16 protein-coding genes are annotated in these 17,153 nt (G+C 68.4%); 10 read left to right on the top strand and 6 right to left on the bottom strand.

From position 1 onward, the window contains the following. Window positions 1–57: 57 nt before the first annotated feature. On the top strand, window positions 58–909 hold the full coding sequence (locus RJ03_RS19420; RefSeq protein ID WP_036504447.1) for a TIGR02569 family protein: 852 nt from the start codon (window positions 58–60) through the stop codon (window positions 907–909). 54 nt (window positions 910–963) lie between these two features. On the opposite strand, the gene RJ03_RS19415 is transcribed toward RJ03_RS19420, so the two are convergent. Beyond that, window positions 964–2,430 (bottom strand): MFS transporter, encoded by a 1,467-nt coding sequence (locus RJ03_RS19415; protein WP_036504445.1) that lies wholly within the window; start codon window positions 2,428–2,430, stop codon window positions 964–966. A 190-nt stretch (window positions 2,431–2,620) separates the two neighbouring features. Next, on the bottom strand, window positions 2,621–3,289 hold the full coding sequence (locus RJ03_RS19410; RefSeq protein WP_036504444.1) for a FadR/GntR family transcriptional regulator: 669 nt from the start codon (window positions 3,287–3,289) through the stop codon (window positions 2,621–2,623). Between the two features lie 65 nt (window positions 3,290–3,354). On the opposite strand from RJ03_RS19410, the gene RJ03_RS19405 reads away from it, so the two are divergent. The 6 genes from RJ03_RS19405 to RJ03_RS19380 all read left to right on the top strand — a co-directional run bounded on the left by RJ03_RS19405 (window position 3,355) and on the right by RJ03_RS19380 (window position 11,372). Then, window positions 3,355–4,602, top strand: a complete 1,248-nt coding sequence (locus RJ03_RS19405; protein WP_232329408.1) for an MFS transporter — start codon at window positions 3,355–3,357, stop codon at window positions 4,600–4,602. 315 nt (window positions 4,603–4,917) lie between these two features. Next, window positions 4,918–6,396: a nitrate/nitrite transporter gene (locus RJ03_RS19400; RefSeq protein WP_036504478.1), complete on the top strand. Its 1,479-nt coding sequence runs from the start codon at window positions 4,918–4,920 to the stop codon at window positions 6,394–6,396. A 26-nt stretch (window positions 6,397–6,422) separates the two neighbouring features. Continuing rightward, window positions 6,423–8,978: a nitrite reductase large subunit NirB gene (gene nirB, locus RJ03_RS19395; protein WP_036504443.1), complete on the top strand. Its 2,556-nt coding sequence runs from the start codon at window positions 6,423–6,425 to the stop codon at window positions 8,976–8,978. Between the two features lie 65 nt (window positions 8,979–9,043). Beyond that, window positions 9,044–9,436, top strand: coding sequence for a nitrite reductase small subunit NirD (gene nirD, locus RJ03_RS19390; protein WP_036504441.1), 393 nt, complete (start codon window positions 9,044–9,046; stop codon window positions 9,434–9,436). Then, the gene (locus tag RJ03_RS19385) at window positions 9,433–10,659 is read left to right on the top strand and encodes a uroporphyrinogen-III synthase (protein WP_232329407.1); all 1,227 of its coding nucleotides are present in this window, start codon (window positions 9,433–9,435) and stop codon (window positions 10,657–10,659) included. The genes nirD and RJ03_RS19385 overlap by 4 nt, the downstream gene beginning before the upstream one ends. Next, window positions 10,656–11,372: a sirohydrochlorin chelatase gene (locus RJ03_RS19380; protein ID WP_036504440.1), complete on the top strand. Its 717-nt coding sequence runs from the start codon at window positions 10,656–10,658 to the stop codon at window positions 11,370–11,372. The genes RJ03_RS19385 and RJ03_RS19380 overlap by 4 nt, the downstream gene beginning before the upstream one ends. Window positions 11,373–11,446: 74 nt before the next feature. Here the strand turns inward: RJ03_RS19380 and RJ03_RS19375 are convergent, their stop codons facing one another. Further along, on the bottom strand, window positions 11,447–12,511 hold the full coding sequence (locus tag RJ03_RS19375; RefSeq protein WP_036504438.1) for an aldo/keto reductase: 1,065 nt from the start codon (window positions 12,509–12,511) through the stop codon (window positions 11,447–11,449). Window positions 12,512–12,628: 117 nt separating this feature from the next. On the opposite strand from RJ03_RS19375, the gene RJ03_RS19370 reads away from it, so the two are divergent. From RJ03_RS19370 to RJ03_RS19360, 3 genes are all read left to right on the top strand, one after another. Then, entirely contained in the window at window positions 12,629–13,459 is an 831-nt protein-coding gene (locus RJ03_RS19370) for a helix-turn-helix domain-containing protein (protein ID WP_036504437.1), read from the top strand. Between the two features lie 104 nt (window positions 13,460–13,563). Continuing rightward, a complete protein-coding gene (locus RJ03_RS19365; RefSeq protein WP_036504435.1) occupies window positions 13,564–14,010 on the top strand; it encodes a VOC family protein in 447 nt (148 codons plus the stop codon). Between the two features lie 170 nt (window positions 14,011–14,180). Next, entirely contained in the window at window positions 14,181–15,164 is a 984-nt protein-coding gene (locus tag RJ03_RS19360) for an alpha/beta hydrolase (RefSeq protein ID WP_036504434.1), read from the top strand. A gap of 12 nt (window positions 15,165–15,176) precedes the next feature. On the opposite strand, the gene RJ03_RS19355 is transcribed toward RJ03_RS19360, so the two are convergent. The 3 genes from RJ03_RS19355 to RJ03_RS19345 all read right to left on the bottom strand — a co-directional run. Continuing rightward, window positions 15,177–15,593 (bottom strand): nuclear transport factor 2 family protein, encoded by a 417-nt coding sequence (locus RJ03_RS19355; RefSeq protein WP_036504432.1) that lies wholly within the window; start codon window positions 15,591–15,593, stop codon window positions 15,177–15,179. Between the two features lie 7 nt (window positions 15,594–15,600). Next, window positions 15,601–16,488, bottom strand: a complete 888-nt coding sequence (locus tag RJ03_RS19350) for a TIGR03619 family F420-dependent LLM class oxidoreductase (RefSeq protein ID WP_036504473.1) — start codon at window positions 16,486–16,488, stop codon at window positions 15,601–15,603. A gap of 107 nt (window positions 16,489–16,595) precedes the next feature. Beyond that, window positions 16,596–17,153, bottom strand: a 558-nt coding sequence (locus RJ03_RS19345) for a metallophosphoesterase family protein (RefSeq protein ID WP_036504430.1), incomplete at its 5' end; no start/stop codon positions are given.

The raw sequence follows: 17,153 nt of genomic DNA, 5'->3' as shown, positions 1-17,153 counted from the left end.
GGAGGCGGCTCAGCGCGTTGTCTCGAGTGGACAAGTTCCCGGGGTTACGGTACGGCCGTGACATCTGTCGAACCTCCGGAGCATGTGCGGGCCACTTTCGGGCTGCGCGAAGTGTCCCCGGTCGCGTTGGGCGACTGGGACGGTGGGTGGCGGTGCGGAGAGGTGGTGCTCAGCCCGGTGGCCGATCACGCCCGGGCGGCGTGGTCGGCGAAGGTGCGGGAAACGCTGCAGGTGGACGGGGTGCGGCTGGCGCGACCGGTGCGCGCCACCGACGGTCGCTACGTGGTGTCCGGCTGGCGTGCCGATACCTATATGGACGGCACCCCGGAACCGCGCCACGACGAGGTGGTGTCGGTGTCGTTGCGCCTGCACTACGCCACGGCGCGGCTGGAACGGCCGCGTTTCCTGGCCCAGCAGCCGATCGCGCCGTGGGTCGACGTCGATGTCTTCGTCGCGGCCGACCGGGCCGCCTGGGAGACGGTTCCGCTGCGCAGCCTGAAAGCCGGCGGCATGCTGCCGGTGACCACGCCGGACGGCCGCCACAGCATCGATATGCTGGCGCAACTCGCGACGCTGCGGAAACCGGTGCGGATACCGTCGCAGCTCGTGCACGGTGATCTGTTCGGCACGGTGCTGTTCACCAACGGTCAGGCTCCGGGGCTCACCGACATCACCCCGTACTGGCGGCCCGCGTCCTGGGCGGCCGGGGTCATCGTGGTCGACGCGCTGTCCTGGGGCGGTGCGGATCCGGGTCTGCTCGAGCGGTGGTCGGATCTACCGGAATGGCCGCAGATGTTGTTGCGCGCGGTCATGTTCCGGCTCGCGGTGCACGCGCTGCATCCGCGTTCGACGGCGGAGGCGTTTCCGGGTCTGGCGCACACCGCCGACATGATCCGCTTGATGCTGTAGCAGGCTCGCCGATCGAATGCGACCGGCGAGCCCGCAGTTCCCGAGTCCGCGGCTCTAGACGCCCGCGTGGGCCAGGGACGGCACCCGCTCGACGGCGAACGACGAGCGCAGATAGAACCACCAGGTGAGTCCGCCCATCACCAGGAAGGCGACGGCGTAGGCCCAGAAGGCCGGTGCCATCCCGCCGAAGTGGATATTGGATTCCCGCAGCGCCTGCTGCAGCACCCACCCGCCGGCCGCGCCGACCGCGCCGACGACGCCGATCGCCGCACCCGCCTGCCGTTTGGCCGCGGCCAGCGCGGTCGCCGGGTCCTGGCCGTATTCGGCGGCGCGGCGCTTGGCCTCGGCCCCGAAGATCGAGGGGATCATCCGGTAGGTGGAACCGTTGCCGATGCCCGACAGCACGAACAGCAGCAGGAACGAGATCAGGTACAGCGGAAAGTTCTTCACCGAGAGCGCGGCCACGATCAACGCGGTGGCGCCGGCCATGCCGGTGAAGACGTAGACCGTGATCCGCGCGCCGGTGAATCGGTCCGCGATCCACCCGCCGAAGGGCCGGCTCAGCGATCCGACGAAGGCGCCGAGGAAGGCGAGGTTGCCGATCGTGGACATCCAGCCGATCTTCGCCAGCTCCGGGAACGTGGATTTGAGCAGGGTGGGGAAGGCGAACGAGAAGCCGATGAACGATCCGAAGGTGCCGATGTAGAGCACCGCCATGATCCAGGTGTGCCGGTTGGTCAGTGCCAGCCGATAGGAACTGCCGTCGGATTTCGCGCCGGTGATCGAATCCATGTACCGCAGCGCGCCGAACATGGCGATCAGGATGAACGGGATCCACACCAGCACCGCGAGGGTGATGCCGAACCGGTAACCGGCCGGATCCTTCGCCATGAGATGGGTGCCCAGGGTGATGATCAGCGGCACCAGCAGCTGAGTCTGCGCGACACCCATATTGCCGCCCGCGGCGTTGATTCCCAGCGCGGCGCCCTTCTTCCCTTCGGGAAAGAAGAAATTGATATTCGCCATCGACGAGGAGAAATTGCCGCCACCCACGCCGGCGAGCGCGGCCAGCAGCATGAACACCCAGAACGGCGTGCCGGGCTGATTGACGAAATAGGCGAGTCCCAGCGTCGGCAGCAGCAACATGCCCGCGCTGAACACGGTGAACGCGCGACCGCCGAATTTCGGAATGGCGAAGGTGTAGGGCACGCGCAGCGCGGCGCCGACGAGGGTGGGTGTGGAGGTGAGCAGCAGCGAATTGGCCACGGCGTCCGGTCCGCTCAGATAATGAAAGCCCGCCGAACCCATGGCGGTGACCACGCTGGCCCACAGCACCCAGATACTGAATCCCAGGTTCTCGGAGAAGACCGAGAAGGCGAGATTCTTACGGGCGGTGCGCTTTCCGCCGTTCTCCCAGAAGGTTTCGTTGTCCGGCTCCCAGTGCTCGAGCCAGCGGCCGCGGGCCTGATGGTGGAAGTCGGGAGCGGCGGTGGCCGATATCGCGGCGTCGGTGGTAGTCATCGGCGCGTTCCTCTCGAAGGGATTGCGACCGCCCTCATCTCGGGGACCCGGAGGTCGGGGTCCGGCGGTCGTATCCACGGTAGGAACGCGAAATTACGTCCGATTCACGCTCCGTGACGTTCGCAGCAACACTCGCTCACCCCGCTTCCGGCACGACGGTGACGAATCGTTTACCTGCCGGCGGAGACGGTCACCGTTCGGGGTATTCGGCGATGAGCGAGCCGAGGAAGCAGTTGGCGGCGCGCGCGGCCCGGTCGGCGTCGCCGTCGATCACGGCATGCACCAGCTCGGCGTGTTCGTCGTGATACTGGTTGCCGTATTTTGTTGTGCGAGAACGAATCACGTCCTCGATCACGGGCAGCAGCGAATCGTAGAACTCGAGGTAGACGGTGTTGTGGCTGGCGGCGACGATGGCGCGGTGCAGCGCCACGTCCGCGTCGATCGCCGCGGTGCTGTCGGTATCCCAGGCCTGGCTGCGCCGGTCGAGCAGGCGCAGCAGGGTCTGCACGTCGTTGTCGTCGCGGCGCAGCGCGGCCAGCCGGGCGGCCTGCACGTCGAGGGCCTGGCGCAGTTCGAGCACATCGCGTTCGACGGCGTCGGCGAAGTATTTGGTGAGGGTGCCGCCGAGATCGGAGGCGGCGATGACGTAGGTGCCCGAACCCTGCCGGCGTTCGAGCATGCCGGCGTGCACGAGCGCCTGCACCGCTTCGCGCACGGTGTTGCGGCCGGTGCCGGTCAATTCGGTGAGTTCCGGTTCGGTCGGTATGCGCGAGCCGATCGGCCAACGCCCCGAACGGATTTCAGCGCGCAGCTGTTCGGTGACCTGAGCGATGAGGCTGGTGCGCCGGACTGGTTGCACGGCCAATAGAGTACCCCTCCTCACATTTGTTGCCCGCTTTCATCCAATCATCCTATGATTTCGCGGTGACGGTTACCAATCTGCAGTCGACCACCGACATCCGGCGCCGCGGTCTGGCCGAGGGCCGGATCCTCGTCCTCGTCGCCATCGTCGTATCGGCGCTCACGCTGCGCGTGGCGGTCACCGCCTTCACCCCGCTCGCCGAGCGGATCGGCGCCGACATCGGCTATTCCACCGCCATCGTCGGTGTCTTCGGCATGATCCCGACCGCCATGTTCGCGCTGGCCGGGTTGATCACCCCGATCTTCGTGCGCCGGCTGGGCCTGGAACGCACCGCACTGGTCGCCATGTGCATGGCCGGGGCCGGGCAGCTCACCCGGGCGCTGGTGCCCGACACCTGGGAGCTGCTGAGCCTGTCCGCGCTGGCGCTGGCCGGTATGGGAATCGGCAATGTCGTGATTCCGCCCCTGGTCAAGCGATATTTCGCCGATCGCCTGGCGGTGCTGAGTTCGGTGTACATCACGATGGTGCAGATCGGCACCGTGGTGCCGGCGCTGATCGCGGTCCCGGTGGCCGATGCGGCCGGCTGGCGGGTCTCGCTCGGGCTGTGGGCGCTGCTCGGGTTCGCTGCGGCGGTGCCGTGGCTGGGTGTGCTGCGGGGGCGGCGTGGTCACGATCGCGCGGACACCACCGCGGTGGCCGAGGTGCCGGGCGAACAGCCCGCGCGCGCGGGCAATATCCGGCGGTCGCCGCTGGCGTGGGGGATGGCCGCGATGTTCGGCATGACCTCGCTGGTCACCTACTCGATGTTCACCTGGCTGCCCAAACTCTTCGCCGACGCGGGCGCCGACGCGAGCTTCGGCGGCACGATGGTCGCCTTCTTCTCCTTCATGGGCTTGGCGGCCGCGTTGACCGCACCGTCGTTCACCGCCCGCATCGGCAATCCGTTCCCCGTCGTGATCGGCTGCGCGATAGCGTTTTTCGCGGCCTTCGCCGGTCTGCTGATCGCCCCGATGAGCGCACCGTGGCTGTGGGTGCTGCTGCTGGGGCTGGGGCCGAGCACCTTCCCGATGGCGCTCACGCTGATCAATCTGCGCACCCGCACCCAAGCCGGTTCAGCGGCGCTGTCGGGCTTCACGCAGGGCGTCGGCTACACCGTCGCCTGCGTCGGTCCGCTGCTGTTCGGTGTGTTGCACAGTGCGGTCGGCGGCTGGGGCGCGCCCTTCGCCCTGCTGGCGGTTGCCGTACTGGTGCTGGTGGCCGGCGCCTGGCAGGCGTGCAAGCCGCGCATGCTCGAGGACACCTGGCACTGATCGCTGTCCGCGGCGCGACCTCTCGGCTATTTCACCGCTCGGGTTGCGCCGCGGTGAGCTTGTGGCCATGATGTGAGCCGACGGGCGCGTAATGTGGCCCGGCCCACTCGCCGCCAGCGATCTCACCGACTCATCGCGTGAGCGTCGGCACTTTGTGACGCACGGAAACCGTTGTGTCATATGGGCGAAACAAAGTCCCGGTTCTCACCGGGAAGTCGCCGAATACGTGAGCAACCGTTGATTTCTGCGTCATGTGGCGCAGCATCGCGGCAATACCCGTTTTCTACCTTGGGGCCAACCGGATTTCAGGAGGCCCTGTTGAGCACGCTGACGCGTAACCACGACATCGAGCAATGGGATGCCGAGGATGTCGCGGCCTGGGAGGCCGGCGGCAAGAAGATCGCCCGTCGCAATCTGATCTGGTCGGTCGTCGCCGAACATGTCGGATTCTCGGTGTGGTCGATCTGGTCAGTGATGGTGCTGTTCATGCCGACGGACAAGTTCGGCATCGACGCCGCCGGGAAGTTCTTCCTGGTCGCCATGCCGACCCTGGTCGGCGGCATCCTGCGCATTCCCTACACCGTCGCCACCGCACGCTTCGGCGGCCGCAACTGGACGATCTTCAGCGCCCTGATGCTGTTGATCCCGACGCTGCTGACGCTGTATTTCATCAACCAGCCGGGCACCTCCTACACCACGTTCATGGTGGTGGCGGCGTTCGCCGGCCTGGGCGGCGGCAACTTCGCCTCCTCGATGACCAATATCAACGCCTTCTACCCGCAGCGGCTCAAGGGCTGGGCGCTGGGTATGAACGCCGGCGGCGGCAATATCGGCGTCCCGGTGATCCAGCTGATCGGCCTGCTGGTGATCGCCACGCTCGGCAACTCCTACGCATCGGTGGTCTGCCTGGTCTACCTGGCGTTCATCGCGGTCGCCGGTCTCGGCGCCGCGCTCTACATGGACAATCTGCGCAACCAGAAGGCCGATCTGTCCTACATGCTGGAGTCGCTGAAGGTCCCGCAGTCCTGGGCGATCGCCTTCCTCTACATCGGCACGTTCGGCTCGTTCATCGGCTTCAGCTTCGCCTTCGGCCAGATTCTGCAGATCGGCTTCAAGGCCGGCGGTGATTCGGCCGCTCAGGCGAGTCTGCACGCCGCGCAGATCGCCTTCATCGGCCCGCTGTTGGGTTCGCTGGCCCGCCCCTACGGCGGCAAGATGGCCGACCGCTTCGGCGGCAGCCGCGTCACGCTGGCCGGGTTCGCCGGAATGATGGTCGCGGCGGTCGTGGTCGCGGTGTCGAGTGTGGCCGCCGACCACAACGGCGGCGTGGCCTCGGGGGCGACCATGGTCGCCCTGGTCTGCGGATTCATCGCCCTGTTCGTGCTCTCGGGAATCGGCAACGGGTCGGTCACCAAGATCATCCCGTCGGTATTCGACGCGAAGTCCAAGAGCCTGCCGGTGAGCGCCGGGGAGCAGGCCGCCTGGTCGCGCAACACCTCGGGCGCGCTGATCGGTTTCGTCGGCGCGATCGGCGCCCTGGGTGGTGTGGCCATCAACCTGGTGCTGCGCTCCTCCTACGCCTCCACCAACTCCGCGACCACCGCTTTCTGGGTGTTCCTGGGCTTCTACGTCGTCTGCGCGATCGTCGTCTGGTCGATCTTCCTGCGGCGGCCCGGAATGCGTTCGGCGCGTATCGAATCCGGTGTCGTCGCCCAGGCCGAAGCCCTGGTGCTCGAGGCCGAACGGTCGCCCGAATCCGATTCCACCCAGTCCACCACCTCGGCTCGCGCCTGACCATCGGAAAGCATCGGAGGACAGTCATGAACACGACAGTCGAACCCACGCAGCGCAAGACCGTGGTGGTCGTCGGCCACGGCATGGTCGGGCACCGGTTCGTGGAGGCGCTGCGCTCCCGCGACGAGGCCGGGCAATGGCAGGTCGTCGTGCTGAGCGAAGAGGACCAGGCCGCCTACGACCGCGTCGGCCTGTCGTCCTACGTCGGCGCCTGGGACAAGAGCGCGCTCGCCCTGCCCGGTAACGAGTACGCCGGCGACGCGCTGGTGGATCTGCGCCTCGGCGTGCGCGCCGACGAGATCGACCGCGCCGCCCGCAAGGTGACCACCTCCTCCGGCGACGTGATCGGTTACGACGCACTGGTTCTCGCGACCGGGTCGTATGCCTTCGTGCCGCCGGTGCCGGGACACGACCGTCCCGAATGTTTCGTCTACCGCACCCTCGAGGACCTCGACGGCATCCGGACCGCCGCGCAGAACGCGGGCCCCGGTGCGGTCGGCGTCGTCGTCGGCGGCGGTCTCCTCGGCCTGGAGGCGGCGAATGCCCTGCGGCTCATGGGAATGACGCCGCACGTCGTCGAGTTCGCGCCGCGGCTGATGCCGGTGCAGGTCGACGAGGGCGGCGGCGCGATCCTGGAGAAGCTGGTCACCGATCTGGGCCTGCACGTGCACACCGGCGTCGGCACCTCGGCCATCGAACCCGCCGAAGACGGTGCGGGCCTGCGGGTTTCGCTGTCCGACGAGTCGGTGATCGACGCCTCGCTGGTGGTCTTCTCCGCCGGCGTGCGCCCGCGCGATCAGATCGCCCGCGACGCCGGACTGGAGATCGGGCCGCGCGGTGGTGCGCTCACCGACCTCGGCATGGTCACCTCCGATCCGCACATCTACGCCGTCGGCGAGGTGGCGGCCGTGGAGGGCACCTGCTATGGCCTGGTCGCCCCCGGCTACACCACCGCCGAGATCGTCGCGGACCGGCTGGTCGGCGGAGCCGGCGAATTCCCGGGCGCCGACCTATCGACCAAGCTGAAGCTGCTCGGTGTGGACGTGGCCAGTTTCGGGGACGCACACGCCACCACCGAGGGCGCGCTATCGGTGGTGCTGCACGACGCCGCCAAGGGCACCTACGCCAAACTGGTGATCTCCGACGATGCGAAGACGCTGCTGGGCGGCATCCTGGTCGGCGACGCCTCGCAGTACGCGGCGCTGCGCCCGCTGGTCGGCAGCGAACTGCCCGCCGAACCGGCCGCGCTGATCTCGCCCGCGGGCGCCGAACTGGGCGCGGACGCCCTGCCCGACGAGGCGCAGATCTGCTCCTGCAACAACGTGTCCAAAGGGGCCATCGTCGGAGCTGTTCACGAAGGCGCCTGCGATATCGCCGGCGTCAAGAGCTGCACCTCCGCCGGAACCTCCTGCGGCGGTTGCGTTCCCATGATCAAGAAGCTGCTCGAGCAGTCCGGCGTGGAGATGTCGAAGGCGCTGTGCGAGCACTTCACCCAGTCTCGGTCCGAACTGTTCGAGATCGTGCGGGTGACCGGCATCCGCACCTTCTCGGAACTGATCGCCAAGCACGGCACCGGAATCGGCTGCGATATCTGCAAGCCGACCGTTGCCTCCATCCTGGCCTCGACCTCGAGCGACCACATCCTCGACGGTGAGCAGTCCGCACTGCAGGACACCAACGACCACTTCCTGGCCAACCTGCAGAAGAACGGCACCTATTCGGTGGTGCCGCGGATGCCCGGCGGTGAGGTGACGCCCGAGCAGCTGATCGAAATCGGCCAGATCGCCAAGGATTTCGGCCTCTACGTCAAGGTCACCGGCGGTCAGCGCATCGACCTGTTCGGTGCGCGGGTCGAGCAGCTGCCGCAGATCTGGCAGCGACTGGTCGACAAGGGGATGGAATCCGGCCACGCCTACGGCAAATCGCTGCGCACCGTGAAGAGCTGCGTGGGCTCGACCTGGTGCCGCTACGGCCAGCAGGATTCGGTCGGCATGGCGGTGCTGCTGGAGAAGCGCTACCGGGGACTTCGCTCGCCGCACAAGCTGAAGCTGGCGGTCTCGGGCTGTGCCCGCGAATGCGCCGAAGCGCGCGGTAAGGACGTCGGCGTCATCGCCACCGAGAACGGCTGGAACCTCTACGTCGGCGGCAACGGCGGCCTGACTCCGAAGCACGCGGTGCTGCTGGCCGGTGACCTCGACGACGAGACGTTGATCCGCTACATCGACCGCTATCTGATGTTCTACATCCGCACCGCGGACCGGCTGCAGCGCACCGCGCCGTGGCAGGAAGCACTCGAGGGTGGTATCGAACACCTGAAGCAGGTCGTCTGCGAGGACTCCCTCGGCATCGCCGCCGATCTGGAGGAGAGCATGGCCCGCCACGTCGCCGGTTACAAGGACGAATGGGCCGCTGTGCTGGAGGATCCCGCGAAGCTCTCGCGCTTCGTCACCTTCGTCAACGCGCCGGAGGAGGCCGATCCCACGATCGCCTTCGACGAGAGCGGGGAACGCAAGACGCCGGTTCTGCTCGGCCTGCCCGAACTTCCGGCCATGCCGGCCGCAACTGCCACGCCCGGGAAATAGCCACGTAATCGTGCGGAAACAGGACACCGGTACCTATTAGGTAAGGCGTTCGGAGGAGATTACCGATGACCGTTATCGACACACCCGGCTTCGCACCGGCAACCACCACCGGCTGGACCTCGGCCTGCCGGCTCGATTATCTGATTCCCGGCCGCGGCGTGGCGGTACTGCTGAGGGGCGGACGGCAGGCCGCGCTCTTCCTGCTGCCCGACGGCACGCTCTACGCCGTCGGCAATATCGATCCGTTCGGGCGGGCGGCGGTCATGTCCCGCGGCATCGTCGGTGACCGCGCCGGTGTGCCGGTCGTCGCCTCGCCGCTGCTGAAGCAGTCGTTCTCGCTGCTGGACGGCCGCTGCCTGGACGACGACTCGGTCGCACTGCCCGTCTACGGCGTGCGCGTCGTCGACGGGGTCGTCGCGGTGACCAACGAACCGGTCCAGTACGGCGGTACACCGTGAGCGAAGCGCGACCCACCGAATTGAAACCCCTGGACGGCTTCACCATCGGTGTGACAGCCGCCCGCCGGGCCGACGAACTGGCCACGCTGTTGAGTCGCCGAGGCGCGAATATCGTTTCCGCCCCGGCGATTCGCATCATCCCCCTGTCCGACGACACCGAACTGGAGCGGGTGACCCGGCAGTTGGTCGCCGATCCGCCACAGATCGCCGTCGCCACCACCGGCATCGGCTTCCGCGGCTGGATGGAAGCGGCGGAGGGGTGGGGCCTGGCCGAAAACCTCCGGGACACTTTGGCTTCCACGCGCATGCTGGCCCGTGGCCCCAAGGCCAAGGGCGCCATCCGGGCCGCCGAACTGCGCGAGGAATGGTCGCCGGCCTCCGAATCGTCCGCCGAGGTGCTCGATCACCTGCTGGCGGCAGGGGTCGAGGGTGTGCGCATCGCGGTGCAGTTGCACGGTGCGACCACCGAATGGGAGCCGGTACCCGACTTCTGTGAGGTGTTGCGCTGCGCCGGCGCCGACGTCGTGCCGGTGCCGGTGTACCGCTGGGTGCCGCCGGACGATCGTGTGCCGATGGACCGCCTGATCGAGGGCGTGGTCACCTCCGCGCTGGACTGCGTCACGTTCACCAGCGCACCCGCGGTGGCCTCGATGCTGATGCGGGCGAAGGAAACCGGGCTGCTCGAGGGCGTCCTGCAGGCGATGCGTTCCCGGGTACTGCCGGCCTGCGTCGGCCCGATCACCGCCGCACCGCTGGAGGAACTCGGGGTGCCGACGTCCATGCCGGGCCGCGCGCGACTCGGTGCGCTGGCTCGCCACGTCGCCGAGGAACTTCCTCGCCGCGCCAACCGGATTCACGCCGCCGGGCACGAATTGAGCGTGCGCGGCGGCTGTGTCGTGGTCGACGGTTCGGTGCGTCAGCTCGCTCCCGCGCCGATGGCGTTGATGCGGGCGCTGGCCCGCCAGCCCGGCCGGGTCGTGTCCCGGGAGGATCTGCTCGCGGCGCTGCCCGGCGGCGGGGACGACACCCATGCCGTGGAGACCGGAATCGCCCGGCTGCGTGCGGGTCTCGGCACACCGAAGGCGATTCAGACGGTGGTCAAGCGCGGCTATCGGCTCGCTCTCGACCCCGCCGAATGCGTGGACAACAACGCCCGCCCGCCCGGCGGGTACGCCCCGTCGCTGCGTCCGCAGCGACCCGCGCCCATGGCGGGGGTCTGGTGACCGCCCCCGCGCTGGTGCTGGTGGCGCACGGCACCCGCAGTGCCACCGGGGTGGGGATGATCGCCGCGCTGGCCGATGCGGTGCGTGCGGAAATGGGAGGTACCGGCGCCGACGTGCCGGTACGGACCGCTTTCGTCGACGTGCTCGGCCCGACTCCCGCCGAGGTGCTGCGCGAGCTGAAAGGCATTCCGGCCGTGGTGGTTCCGGCCTTTCTCGCCTCCGGTTACCACGTCTACCAGGATGTCCCTCGCGAAGTCCGGGACAGCGGGCATCCGGATGTGGTGGTGACCCCGGCCATGGGCCCGGACCCGATGCTGGCGCGGGTGATGCGGATGCGTTTGCACGAGGCCGGTATGCGTCCCGGCGATGCGGTGGTCGTCGCCGCGGCCGGATCCTCCGACGCGCGTGCGCGCCACGATGTGCGGCAGGCGACGGCCATGCTGGCGCAGGAGCTGGACGTCGCGGTTCGCACGGCCTATATCGCGACCGGCGAGCCGCGGGTGCCGGATGTCGTTGCCGCCCTGCGGAAGTCCGGTGCCGAGCGGGTGTTCGTCGCCTCGTATCTGCTGGCGCACGGACTGTTCCATCAGCGCCTGCGCGAGGTGGGTGCCGACGGAGTCGCCGAGCCGCTCGGCATGCATCCGGCGGTGGTGCGCCTGCTGGCCGACCGATACCGCACTGCGGCGGCCGAATTCATCACCGCCGCAGCCTGATTCGAACGCTCCCGGCGGGGTCCGTACCGTCACCGTGAAAGATCGGTGCGGTACCCGGCCGGTGCGCGTCTCGCTCAGCTGCGCGGGGTGATCGTCAGATCGCCGTTGATCACCGTGTTGGTCATCTCGCGGGCGAGCATATTGTGCGGGAATCCGGGTTCGACGGCACTGGCCGCGTCCAACCGTTCCAGTTGCGCCGCATCGAATTCCACATCCAGGGCCCCCAGATTGTCGGCGAGCTGAGCGGGGGTGCGGGCGCCGATGATGGGGGCGGTCACCGCCGGATTCCGCAGCGTCCACGCGAGTGCCGTCTGGGCCGGTGTCCGGTCCAGTTCCGCCGCGACCTGTTTCACCACCTCGGCGATCGCGAGGCCCCGCTCGGTGAGCGAACCGTTGGCCAGCGCCACGTTCTTACGACTGCCCTCCGGCGATCCCGCCGCCGAGGCGTCCAGATCGGCGGTGGTGTATTTGCCGGTCAGCACGCCGCTGCCGAGCGGCGACCACGGAATCACGCCGAGCCCGAGTTCCCGCGCCATCGGGAACAGGTCGTGTTCCACGGTGCGTTCGATCAGGCTGTATTCCACCTGCAGCGCCACCAGCGGAGACCAGCCGCGCAGGTCGGCGATGGTCTGCATGCGGGCGACCTGCCAGGCCGGGGTGTCGGAGATGGCGACGTAGAGCACCTTGCCCTGCCGGACCAGGTCGTCCATCCCGCGCAGCACCTCCTCGACGGGCGTGGTGAAGTCCCAGGCGTGCAGGTACAGCAGGTCGATGTAGTCGGTGTTCAGATTGCGCAGGCTGGCCTCCACGGAGGCGAACATCGACTTGCGGTTGTTGCCACCGGAGTTCGGGTCACCGGGCCGCCGCAGCATGGTGTATTTCGTTGCCAGAACCAGGCTTTCGCGATCGTCGCGCGTGAATTCGCCGAGCATGCGCTCGGAACTGCCGTTGGTGTAGACGCTGGCGGTATCGATGAAATTGCCGCCGCGCGAGACGTAGTCGTCGAACAGTTTGCGCGCCTCGTCCCGCTCGGCGCCCCAGCCCCAGTCGGCCCCGAAGGTCATGGTGCCCAGCGCCAGCGGGGAGACCCGCAGCCCGGACCGGCCGAGCAGCCGATAGGTGTCGAGAGTGAGCGCCATATCTTCCTCCTGTGTGGATTCGATCTCGACGGCAAGTCTGCGCGGCCGGGACGAACGCGGTAAGGGAAGGTTTTTCCTGGGATCGCCGGTACCAGCCTCGTCGTAGGATCGACAGCGATGACCGGCACGGTGGAAGTGACACAGGAACTGGGGGCCTTTCTGCGCACCCGGCGCGAACGACTGGATCCCGGCGATTTCGGCCTGCCGCTGCGCCGCCGTTCCCGCCGCACCCCGGGACTGCGCCGCGAGGAGGTCGCCGAGCTGGCCGGCGTGAGCACCGACTACATCGTGCGGCTGGAGCAGGGGCGTGGTTTGCGGCCCTCACCGGAAGTTCTCGACGCGCTCGCGCAGGCCCTGCGCCTGGCACCGGACGAACGCATCTACCTGTTCGATCTGGCCCGGCAGCGGCCACCGGACGACGGCAAACCGGCGACCACGGCCTCACCGGAGCTGGTCCGGCTGGTCGCGGATCTGGCGCCGATACCGGCGATGGTGCTCAACCACCGCTACGACATCCTGGCCTGGAACCGCGAGATGTCGCGACTGCTACTGGATTTCGACACGCTGCCGCCCCGGCAGCGCAACTCCATGTGGCTGTGCCTGCTCTATCCGGGGATGGGCAACTTCTACGCCGATCGCGAGCGGACCGTGCGGGAGGGGATCGCCGGCCTGCGTGCCGCCTGGGCCGCCCATCCCGACGACCGCGTCCTGGCCGAGCTGATCGACGAATTCCGCACGTGCAGTGCCGAATTCGCCGAACTGTGGGAGCGCAGAGATGTGCGGGTGCAGGGCCGTGGGCGCAAGACGATGCATCATCCGCGAGTGGGTGCGGTCACCGTCGCCTACGAAGCGCTGATGCCGCTGCAGGACCCGGATCAGCGGCTGATCATCTACCGTGCCGCCGACGAAGCGAGCCGGGCGGCACTGGATCGTCTCGCCGCCGAATAGGCCGGCGAAAAAATCCCGAGAAAATTCGCGAACTGTGTCGAATGTGCGAGATCGGCCTCGACCAAGGGGTGACAGCGAGTCGGAAACACACCCCAGGAGCGATCATGACCGACATCAGCACCTTCCTCTGGTTCGACAGTTCCGCCGAGGAAGCCGCCCGGTTCTATACCGAGCACATTCCCGGCGCCCGCATCACCGGAATCACCCGTAACCCCGACGGATCGGCCTTCATCGTGCAGGTCGATCTGGCCGGACACGCGCTCACGCTGATGAACGGCGGACCCGGCCATCCCTTCACCGATGCCGCCTCCGTTCAACTGGTGGTCGACGGGCAGGACGAGGTGGACCGGCTGTGGGCGGCGCTGACCGCGGGCGGCAAGCCGGGGCCGTGCGGCTGGCTGACCGACCGCTACGGCCTGTCCTGGCAGGTCGTGCCGGCCGAACTGCCGGCGTTGATGGGCGGCGCGCACGCGGCTGCGGCCGGCGCCGCGCTGCAGACCATGTCGAAGATCGATATCGCCGCGATCCGCGCCGCCGTCGCCGCGCACTGAGCCGCTTCCGCGGACGTCACCACCGGACCTTCCCGGTGGTGACGTCGGAGTGGCCGGGCCGTGGCAGCCACGCGGTTGGATAGCCCGCAGGATGCGGACGGCCCGGTCTCCCGGTGGACACACCCGCCGAGTGTGCTGCGGGGATCGCGACAGGGTGGAATACTCCGCGTATGCACCGGCTCCCGCGCTGTTTTGCTGTCCTGTTCGCCGCCTTCGCCTCGATTGCCGCGATTGTGCCCGCGGTAGCCTCGGCAGATCCCGGCGGGCCCGCCATCGTCGACGTCCATCCGCTGGGCGGTCGCCAATATTCGGTGGTGGTCTATTCCCCGGCGATGAACAAGCAGATCACCGTGTGGATGTCGCATCCGGATTTCGCGGCGCCGGCGCTGTATCTGCTCAACGCCGTCGACGGCGGTGAGGACGGCGGGCCGTGGACCAACCGCACCGACGTCGCGCAATTCTTCGCCGACAAACCGGTGAATGTGATCGTCCCGATGGGCGGACGGGCCAGCTACTACACCGACTGGAAGTCCGACGATCCGGTGCTGGGCCGCAACGAGTGGACCACGTTCCTGACCCAGGAGCTGCCGCCGCTGCTGAACTCGCGGTTCCAGATGACGGGCCGCAATGCCGTCGCGGGCACCTCGATGTCGGCGACCTCCGCACTCGATCTGGCGATCGGCGCGCCGGGCCTGTACCAGGCGGTCGGCGCCTACAGCGGTTGCCCGCTGACCAACGGCCCGATTCCGCAGGCGTACGTGTATTCGCAGCTCGGTGTCTTCGGGGCGAATGCCGGGAATATGTGGGGGGTGCCGGGTGATCCGGCCTGGGCCGCTCACGATCCCGTGGTGAACGCCGATCGGTTGCGCGGAACGGCCCTATACATCTCCTCGGGCAACGGGGTGCCCGGCGTGCACGACACCCTCGCCGATCCCTCGATCGGCGGCAACGCGGGCGCGCTGGCCAACCGGGTCGCGGTCGGCGGCGTGATGGAGAGCGTCGTCGACTCGTGCACCGGACAGCTCACCGGTCGCCTTGCCGCCCTGGGCATTCCGGCGACCGTCGTACACCGCAACGGCACTCACGCGTGGGTGTACTGGCAGGACGATCTGCACGATTCGTGGTCGGTCTTCGCCCCGGCGCTGGGAGTGTAGGCCGGATTCCGGTCAGCCGGCCGTACCCGGCTCGGACGTGGTGCGGCGCGCCCGGTCGATTTCCCAATACGCGCGCAGGGCGGCGATGCGGCCGTCGGCGTCCACCCGGTAGGTGAACACCCCGTCGACCTCGACGGTGAGCTCCCGGCGGACGCTGGTGATGGTGCCGACGAAGGCGACCTCGGCGCCGCAGGCGTAGGAGTCGCGCATCCGGAACGCGATATCGCTCTCGGCGATGGCGGTGTCCCAGAACGCGGCGATGGCGTCGCGGCCGCGGTGGCCGTTCCCGGCGGGGTCGTACGGCGATCGGCCGATCGGATCCTCCACCACCGCGTCCGGGGCGAACAGATTCAGCCAGGTGGTGCGGTCCTTGGTGCGGACGGCGTGCTGGGATGCCAGTCCCGCCGCGCGAGCCGGATGGTCGGCCATGGTTCTCCTATCGGTGCGCGGCGATGACGGTCTCGCCGTAGCGGGTGATCGCATCGACCTTCTCGGCGAGGCCGCGGGTATCCGGCGCGGCGTCGTAGACGCTGCGGAATCCGACGATCACATCGGTGACACCCGAGGCGGCCAACTGTGCGATAGCCTCGGTGTCGAAGGGGTCGCGCGCCACCACGTGGATCTGGAATTCGGAGGTTCGCGTCGACGCGGATGTCTCGTATTCCGAACGCAATTCGGCCAGGCGACCCAGGAGTGCGACCAGCTCACCGTGATCGCCGCCCGCGTGCATCCACCCGTCGCCGCGTCGGACCGCACGCCGCAGCGCGGCCTCGCTGTGCCCGCCGACGAGGATCGGAATCGGCGTGGTGGGGACCGGAGTGATCTCCACGGCGGGCAGGTCGTAGATCCGCCCGCGATAGGCGAATTCACCGCCCCCGCACAGGCCGCGCACGATGTCGATACCCTCGTCCAGGCGTGCGCCGCGCCGCTCGAACGGCACGCCCATCATGGTGAAATCCTGTGGCCACGGGCTGATTCCGACGCCCAGCGACAGCCGGTCGCCGCTGAGCACCGCCAGCGTCGCGGCCTGTTTGGCCACCAGGACGGGCGGGCGCACCGGCAATTTCAGCACGAACGGTGTGACCCGCAGTGTGGTCGTGGCTGTGGTGATCGCGGTGGCGGCGATCATCGGCTCCGCAAAGGGCTTGCCGCGCAGGAACTCTCGCCGCCCGTCGGCGGTGTAGGGGTAGCGCGGGTCACCGTCGCGCGGATAGGCCAGGCTGTCCGCCAGGCAGATGCCGGTGAAACCGGCCCGTTCCGCGGCTCGGGCGAGGTCCACCCAGTGCACGGGGTCCCCGCCCGCCTCGGCGAAATGGAAACGCATGACCGCCATGGTGGCCGCCGGTCGCGGTGTGGTGGGCCGGCGGCCCGGTCAGCGGCCCTGCGGGACGACTCAGTGGGCCGACGGCTTGACCCGGCCCGTGTCGCGGGTCAGCGGCCCACCTGCCGGCGATAGGTCACCTTGTCGAATTCGCGGCCGTACTCGTCGACGGCCACCACATCCATCTCGCTGGCGAAGAATCCGGGTCGCACATCGACCCGGATGAACGAGTAGTTGCGGAAGCGCACCCGCGACCAGGGCGCGGCCTCGTCCTGTTTGGTGCCCGCCGGCGTCCACACGTAGCTGTTGGGCACCGCGGTGTCGGGCACCTCGTGGCCGCGGTAGGTCTCCGGGGAGCCGGGCTGGAAGCCGTAGCGGGGACGGCCGCCGCCGCCCACGGTGTAGTAGACGGTGCCGTCCGCATCCGGGTAGACGATCGAATTGTCGCCCGCCGCCTTGGTCGGGCGGCCGCCGCGGATCGGGTCGGTGCGCTCGAAGATGTGGTTGTGCCCCTGCAGCACCAGATCGACCTGATAGCGGTCGAACAGCGCGCACCAGGCATCACGCAGACCGCCGTCGCTGGCATGGGAATCGGTGGTCGAGTACGCGCAGTGGTGGAAGAAGCAGACGATGAAGTCGATATCCGGATTCGCGCGGTACTCCGCGAG

Origin of the sequence: Nocardia aobensis NBRC 100429 (assembly GCF_000308375.1) — a bacterium.
Lineage (GTDB): Bacteria > Actinomycetota > Actinomycetes > Mycobacteriales > Mycobacteriaceae > Nocardia > Nocardia aobensis.
Note: the sequence above shows the minus strand (reverse complement) of the source record. Positions and strands in the feature narration are given on the sequence as shown.